The sequence below is a fragment of the Rothia sp. HMSC071C12 genome (assembly GCF_001813895.1).
GTDB lineage: Bacteria > Actinomycetota > Actinomycetes > Actinomycetales > Micrococcaceae > Rothia > Rothia mucilaginosa.
The window spans coordinates 4,096-10,740 of record NZ_KV814369.1; the positions used below are offsets into that span (position 1 = coordinate 4,096).

Consider the following 6,645-nt stretch of genomic DNA (forward strand, 5'->3'; position numbering starts at 1 on the left):
GCTACGCCTACCAGCGTTCGGGTAACTTCCACGCGTACGCGACCGTGCACTACACGGCTCGTTTCCGCGTGGACGGTGGCCCCTGGCAAATGATGATGGTGACCCCGCAGGCAACCAGTGACCCGCTGCTGGTGCGTGTCTGGTGGGTTGATGTGGGACGCGTAGCCGGTGACTGCAGCTACGACGACACTCGTTGGGGCTGCAAGAATGATCCGACCATGGGTAAGAAGGATAACCCGAACCCGCGCCTGCGCAAGGCCGATATCCGTACTGGTCAGCGCTGGCATCTGAATGATAGCGGTGACGGGGATACGGAGTATTCGTTGCACCGCGACTGGCCCGATATGTAAGGCATCTCTCTGCCGTGGGTCTTACGTTGAGAAGCCACATGTTCGCCGAGAAGCCACTTTGTTTATGGCTTTTCGAAACGCATGTGGCTTCTCAGCTATCGGGGGTTCTTCCCCTTCGGCAGGTTAGTCTTCCGGTTTCTAGCCAGCCACCTATTCACACTTCACACCGATATGAGGAATGTATTTCCATGACTTCCAACCTTTTTACCCGCCGCGCACTGTTGAGCGGCGGCGCACTTGTGGGTGTTGGTGCCCTGCTTGCGGCGTGCGGCCAACAAGCCACCAACGAGGTGAGCGCATCTGCTACAACATCCGCCGCGCCGAGCGAGACTGCTTCGACGTCTGCGGCGGTATCTGATACTGCTTCTGCATCGGCTACTCCAAGCCCGGTCATTACCCGTGGCTACTCCGGCGGCTCAAAGGCGCCAGATGGAGAGTACCGTGGAGCTGACCCTAACGGTCCGGCGCAGAATGTGCCGAAGCCTGCATCGCCTGAGGACGGATACCGAGAAAAATCCAATGAAGGCCTAAGCAAAACACTCAACGCATGGATTGAATGGAACAACTACGGCACCGAAACCGGAGACTACAGTCAAGCACGCCAATTCATTGACAGTAGCTTCACCGAACTACTAGATTCCTACGAAGGTCTTGAAGCCCTCTACAAGCGGGGCGGATGGATTATCGCGGGTCTTGATCACTACATTGCTGACGGGAACCCTTGGAGTGAGGGAGAGACTTACTACTGGAAAGCGTACCGGGAGTGGGGCTACGTTATGTACATTGAACCTAACGGTGATTGGAAGTCTTACGAGAATGACAGAAAGGATGACGACACCTGGAAGTTCTCGTTTAAATACACTTCTGAGGGCTGGAAGATTATCGACTTTGAACAAGTAGATGACTAAATAGGAAATAAAAAGCACTTATTAGTATCGCAAGAATTCTTATTCTTGCTTCGAGAATTTCTCTATCTTCCGCTTTCTAATCAGCATCCCCCATTCACACCACACCGATAGAAGGAATCTACTTCCATGACTTCCGTTTTTCTTACTCGTCGAGCGTTGTTGAACGGCGGTGCACTCCTGGGCATGAGCACCCTGCTTGCGGCCTGCAGTCAGCAGGCTAATAACGAGGCGGCAGCCACCGCCTCCGCAGCGCCGAGCGAAACGGCTTCGGCGTCTGTAGCGGTGTCGGAGTCGCCTTCGGCAAGCGCTACCCCGTCTACTGTCCGAGGCTACTCGGGCGGATCAAAAGCACCCGATGGCGAGTACCGCCCTGCTGATAAATACGGTCCAGCACAGAATGTACCGAAACCCAATGCTCCGGAAGACGGCTACAACGAAAAGTCTCTAGAGGGCATGCGTAAGACGATGGATGCCTGGATTTTGTGGGGTAATTACGGTACTCAAACTGGCGATTACTCGATGGCTTTCAAGTTCATGTCCCCTACTTTTGAAGACGAACGTAAGGCCTATACAGGCGTCGAGGAACTTTACAAAAGCGGCGGATGGGTCATTGGCGGTATAAACCATTATCTTGCTGACGGTAACCCCTGGTCAGAAGACGGTGAAACCTATTTCTGGAAGGCGTACCGCGAATGGGATTACGAGACTTATGTTGAATCTGACGGTAGCTGGCGCAAATGGAGTAATGACGATAAAACCGATGACACCTTTAGATTTGAGCTGAAGCACAACGGGCAGAAATGGGAAATCATGAATTATGAGCCCGTTGATGACTAGTCCCTCCAGCCGATCCTAAAAGTCCGCACCCCGCAGATATCCCGCATCCCACAGACACCCAGCAGACATTCCGCAGACACGCAGAAGCCACATGTATTTCGAGAAGCCACCAAAAAAGTGGCTTTTCGAAACACATGTGGCTTCTCGGCGTTAATTAGACCGTTATTTAGACCGTCTGCTAGACCCTAGTTGCCGAAGCCCTGCAGGGTTGCTGCCCAGGCGCGGCGCGCCTCCAGAGCTTCCTTAGCCTTGGCGATCTTCTTAGAGTCGCCGCCCTTTTCAGCTGCTGCGAGCTCTGCTTCCAGCTCGGCGAGGGAGTCCTCGATCTGTGCGAGCAGGGAGTTCGCGCGTGCCGCCTTGGCGGGGTCGTTGCGCTTCCACTTTGCCTCTTCGGCGCCGTTGATTTCGTCCTGAATACGGCGCAGTTCGCCGTCGACGCGGCGCAGGTCGTTGCGGGGCACGCGGCCTGCCGCATCCCAGCGGTCCAGGATCTTCTCGAAGGCTGCTTTCGCGCCTTCAATGTCTTCGACGGGCAGGAGTGCGCGTGCTTCTTCGAGCAGCGCTTCCTTGACCTTGAGGTTTTCGGCGTAGACTGCGTCCTGCGCTGCTTCGGCTTCGTTGCGGGCGTTGAAGAACACGTCCTGTGCCGCGCGGAAGCGTGCCCACAGCTTGTCGTCTTCGCGACGGTGGCCGCGGGGTACCTGCTTCCAGGCGCGCATCAGGTCGCCGTATACGCGGGAAGTCTCAGACCAGTCAGTCGAGGCGGACAGCTCTTCCGCGCGTGCGATCAGCTCTTCCTTGGCGCGCTTGATGCGTGCGTTGCGGTCGTCGAGCTGCGAGAAGTGTGCGCGGCGGTTGCGGTCGAAGGTGGTGCGGGCTGCGCGGAAACGCTTCCACAGCTCGTCCTCTACGCTCTTTGCCAGGTGAATTTCGCGCTGTGCCTTCTTCCACGCTTCGAACAGTTCGTTCATGCGGGAGTGGGAGTTCTTCCAGTGGATCTGGTCGGGGTCCTGGCCGGCAATCTGCTCGGCTTCCGCGACGATTTCTTCGCGGACGGCGAGGGCGCGTTCACGGTTTTCGGTGCGTGCCTGCTGCTGCTTTTCGCCGAGTTCAGCGATCTGTTCTGCGAGGGCGATGAGGCGCTTCTGCAGGCCGGAGTAGTCACCGACCATGTTGCGCACACCGATCTGTGCACCGATGGAGGTGATGCCCTTCTGCAGGTCTGCGGCGGGGGCGTTGTTGGCGAGGCGGGATTCGAGCAGGGCAACCTGCGCCTCGACGTTTTCAAACTTGCGGGCGAAGTAGCTGAGCGCTTCTTCTTCGGAGGCGCCGGGCAGCTGGCCTACGGCGTATTCTTCGCCGTCGACAATGACGAAGACGTGGCCGTCCTCGGAGACGCGGCCGTACTGGCGTGCCTTTTCGAGGTTTACAGTGTCGTCGGGTTTGGTAGTCACCGCTATAACTCTTTCACTCGGGGGTGCTGGGGGTGGGGCGCCTTTGCGCTGTTCCCCGTGGTGGGCACCCGTTTGGGTGTGCGTGTGCACCTCCTAAGCATAGCCTCTGTGGGGTGTGTGTGAGTAGTGTCTGGTCGTGTTGTGTTGTGGGCGAACCTGCCGGCTACGGGTTTGCGTGGGTTTGTGTCGGGTGAGCTGGGGGAGTGGGTGCTGTGCTGGGGTGGGTGTTGGTATGATGGGTAGATATGCCCGGAGGTGTTCCGGGGGTTTTGTTGTCAAGTTCTTTGTCAAGGAGTATCGCGTATGGCTCGCAAGGCTTCGCTGTCTGGTTTTCCCGAATATCTTCCGGCTGAGCGGTTGGTTGAGAATCATGTTCTGGACACTTTGCGTGAGACTTTTGAGTTGCACGGTTTCTCCCCGATTGAGACTCGTTCGGTAGAGACTATTGAGCAGCTGCTGCGCAAGGGTGAGATTGACAAGGAAGTTTACGCAATTTCTCGCCTGCAGGAGGATGAGGCTGCGAAGGCTAAGGAAAAGCTGGCTCTGCACTTTGACCTGACCGTGCCGTTTGCCCGTTATGTGGTGGAGAACGCCGGTTACCTGAATTTCCCGTTCTCGCGTTACCAGATTCAGAAGGTGTGGCGTGGTGAGCGTCCGCAGGAGGGCCGTGCCCGCGAGTTCACTCAGGCTGATATTGACGTGGTTGGCGACGGTGAGCTGCCGTTCCGTTACGACGTGACCTTGGCGCTGGTTGTTGTTGATGCGCTGTCGAAGCTGCCGATTCCTGAGTTCAAGCTGCGTGTGAATAACCGCAAGCTGGCTGAGGGTTTCTATCTGGGCTTGGGTTTGACTGATACTGCGGCTGTTCTGCGTTCTATTGACAAGCTGGAGAAGATTGGTGCTGAGCGTGTGGCTGAGGAGCTGCAGGCTGAGGCTGGTGCGAGCGCGGATGCTGCCGCTGCCGCCCTGGAGCTGGCGCAGATCCGCACTGAGGACGCATCCTTCGTGGAGCAGGTGCGTGCGCTTGCTGCTAAGTATTCGGTGGAGCACGAGCTGCTGGATCAGGGTCTTGCTGAGCTGGCTGAGGTCATTGAGGAGGCGGCTCGCCGTGCGCCGGGTAAGGTGCTGGCTGACCTGTCGATTGCTCGCGGCCTGGACTACTACACCGGCACCGTGTATGAGACTGTTCTGGTTGGTCACGAGTCGCTGGGTTCGATTTGCTCGGGCGGCCGTTATGAGTCGCTGGCGTCGAACGGTAAGAAGACGTACCCGGGTGTTGGCCTGTCGATTGGTGTGACTCGTGTGGTGGCTCGTATTCTGTCGCAGGGTTTTGCGCAGGCGAGCCGTAAGGTGCCTTCGGCTGTGTTTGTTGCCCTGACGAATGATGAGGGCTGGTCGGCCGCGAATGATGTTGCAGATGCGCTGCGTGCCCGCGGCATTGCCTGCGAGGTGTCTGCGAATGCGGCGAAGTTCGGTAAGCAGATTAAGTACGCTGAGAAGCGCGGCATTCCGTTCGTGTGGTTCATTTCGTCGGATGAGTCGGGTGCCCCGGTTCACGAGGTGAAGGACATCCGTTCGGGTGAGCAGGTTGCTGCTGATCCGGCTTCGTGGATGCCGCCGGCTGAGGACCTGCACGTTCAGATTGTGCGTGCTGAGGGCCTGTAAACATTAGGGGCCTGTCATCTTAGGGCCTGTAATGCCTGCGGTGTTTTGCCGCTGTAGTATCTGGCTGCTGTAGTAATTTGGTTACTGTAGCCTGCATATGGACCCGCATATGGATGTGTACCCGCCTGGTGGGGAGGATATTGGCCTCCCTGCCGGGCGGGTCTTTTGTGTGAGCCCAGATTTTCGATAGGTTAGTGTCTTCTCGATAGGCTAGTGTCTTCGCCGTGGGTCTTTAACCCGGGGTGAAGACACTAACCTATCGACTGAGGCGTTTCCTCGCTTTATCTCAAGAGTAGTTTCCGCAGGTGGGTGATGACTTCCCGTTCTTTCTGAAAGATGTCAGCCCACGTGAGGTGCACGACCGTCCAGCCGGCGCGGGCTAGGGCACGGTCGCGGGCGGCTTCGTAGCGGTCCCTGCCGGGGTGGTCCACGTATTTCTGTTCGCCGTCGAACTCGAGAATGACCCGCGCCTCGGGCCAGGCGAAGTCCACTCGATAGTTACGGCCCTCGCATGAAATCGGGTACTGCGTTACGGGGAGGGGCAGCCTGTGCTCCATGAGTAGGCACCGGGTGAGGCTTTCACCGGCCGACTCGCTGGATGCATCCACCGCCTGCGCAAGGAAAGGCCCTGCGGAACCGCCGTACCCGGTGAGGCTCAGTAGAATCTCGGTTACCTCGTGGGGCTCCATCAGTCCCCGCCGCATGATGGAGTCAGCGAGGACTACCGCCTCCCGAAAGGGCATGCTGCGCGTGCAATCCTGCAGCGTGCGAGCCACCGTCGTAACCATGATGGATGTGCCCGGCAACCTGGTGACTTCCTCGGGGCCAGTGGCGCTGTAATGCCGGGTGATTCTTCCCCTGTCAGAGGTGCTATGACTACAGCTATACACGCTTATCATTTGGGGAACAGAGAGTACATCAAGTCCCCATAGCGCCGCGGCTGATGTGTGGGAGAAGATCCCTTGAAGACCCATCATCTGAGCAGCGATGCACCGTACCGTGAGCCGCTCTTCGGGGGTGAGCGCTTGGGCATCGCGGGTGTAAATATAGGCTCCTCGCTGGATACGTTGCAGAGACCCTTCCGCCACTAGCTTGCGAATGCGTTTCGGACCGATTCCTCGCAGGTTGAGCATCTGGGAGTTCAGCACGAATGGGTGTAGCTCTGCGGCGCGGGTAATTTCTGGTGTAGTCGGTAGTACGTTTGGGACGCGTTGCCACGGAATAGTTACGGTGTTCATAGACTTTATCCTGGCAGGCTGTGTGAGGTTGTGGGGCTTGTTCGTGAAATCTGTGGATAACTTCGCGGATTCTACCGAAAAAGTGTTTGTCCACAGGCATGCGGAGTGGATTCCCCGGTAATACTTCGATAGGTTAGCGGCTTTTCGATAGGTTAATGCCTTCACCCCGGGTTAAAGACCCACGGCGAAGACA

The 6,645-nt window shown here is 57.5% G+C and carries 5 protein-coding genes and 2 pseudogenes; 4 read left to right on the forward strand and 3 right to left on the reverse strand.

Going from position 1 to position 6,645, the window contains the following annotated elements:
* The 3 genes and pseudogenes from HMPREF2942_RS01975 to HMPREF2942_RS01985 form a co-directional block, all read left to right on the forward strand.
* Positions 1–350 (forward strand): annotated as a pseudogene (locus tag HMPREF2942_RS01975) (peptide ABC transporter ATPase); the annotation flags it as partial.
* A gap of 188 nt (positions 351–538) precedes the next feature.
* Positions 539–1,258, forward strand: a complete 720-nt coding sequence (locus tag HMPREF2942_RS01980) for a DUF6318 family protein (RefSeq protein ID WP_070688164.1) — start codon at positions 539–541, stop codon at positions 1,256–1,258.
* Between the two features lie 126 nt (positions 1,259–1,384).
* Positions 1,385–2,095 carry a DUF6318 family protein gene (locus HMPREF2942_RS01985; RefSeq protein ID WP_049354688.1) on the forward strand — a complete coding sequence of 237 codons (711 nt, stop codon included), beginning with the start codon at positions 1,385–1,387 and terminating at the stop codon, positions 2,093–2,095.
* Between the two features lie 185 nt (positions 2,096–2,280).
* Here the strand turns inward: HMPREF2942_RS01985 and HMPREF2942_RS01990 are convergent, their stop codons facing one another.
* Positions 2,281–3,549, reverse strand: a complete 1,269-nt coding sequence (locus HMPREF2942_RS01990; protein WP_070688166.1) for a DUF349 domain-containing protein — start codon at positions 3,547–3,549, stop codon at positions 2,281–2,283.
* 303 nt (positions 3,550–3,852) lie between these two features.
* On the opposite strand from HMPREF2942_RS01990, the gene hisS reads away from it, so the two are divergent.
* Entirely contained in the window at positions 3,853–5,214 is a 1,362-nt protein-coding gene (gene hisS, locus HMPREF2942_RS01995) for a histidine--tRNA ligase (RefSeq protein ID WP_049350086.1), read from the forward strand.
* A gap of 281 nt (positions 5,215–5,495) precedes the next feature.
* On the opposite strand, the gene HMPREF2942_RS09485 is transcribed toward hisS, so the two are convergent.
* Both HMPREF2942_RS09485 and HMPREF2942_RS09615 read right to left on the reverse strand, forming a co-directional pair.
* The gene (locus tag HMPREF2942_RS09485) at positions 5,496–5,957 is read right to left on the reverse strand and encodes a DUF559 domain-containing protein (RefSeq protein WP_246824332.1); all 462 of its coding nucleotides are present in this window, start codon (positions 5,955–5,957) and stop codon (positions 5,496–5,498) included.
* Between the two features lie 309 nt (positions 5,958–6,266).
* A pseudogene (locus tag HMPREF2942_RS09615) lies at positions 6,267–6,452 on the reverse strand (type IV toxin-antitoxin system AbiEi family antitoxin domain-containing protein); the annotation flags it as partial.
* Between the last annotated feature and the right edge of the window lie 193 nt (positions 6,453–6,645).

Coding starts and splice junctions, on each gene's coding strand:
- HMPREF2942_RS01980 (WP_070688164.1), top strand. CDS start 539: ATGACTTCCAACCTTTTTACCCGCCGCGCACTGTTGAGCGGCGGCGCA.
- HMPREF2942_RS01985 (WP_049354688.1), top strand. CDS start 1,385: ATGACTTCCGTTTTTCTTACTCGTCGAGCGTTGTTGAACGGCGGTGCA.
- hisS (WP_049350086.1), top strand. CDS start 3,853: ATGGCTCGCAAGGCTTCGCTGTCTGGTTTTCCCGAATATCTTCCGGCT.
- HMPREF2942_RS09485 (WP_246824332.1), bottom strand. CDS start 5,957: ATGCCCTTTCGGGAGGCGGTAGTCCTCGCTGACTCCATCATGCGGCGG.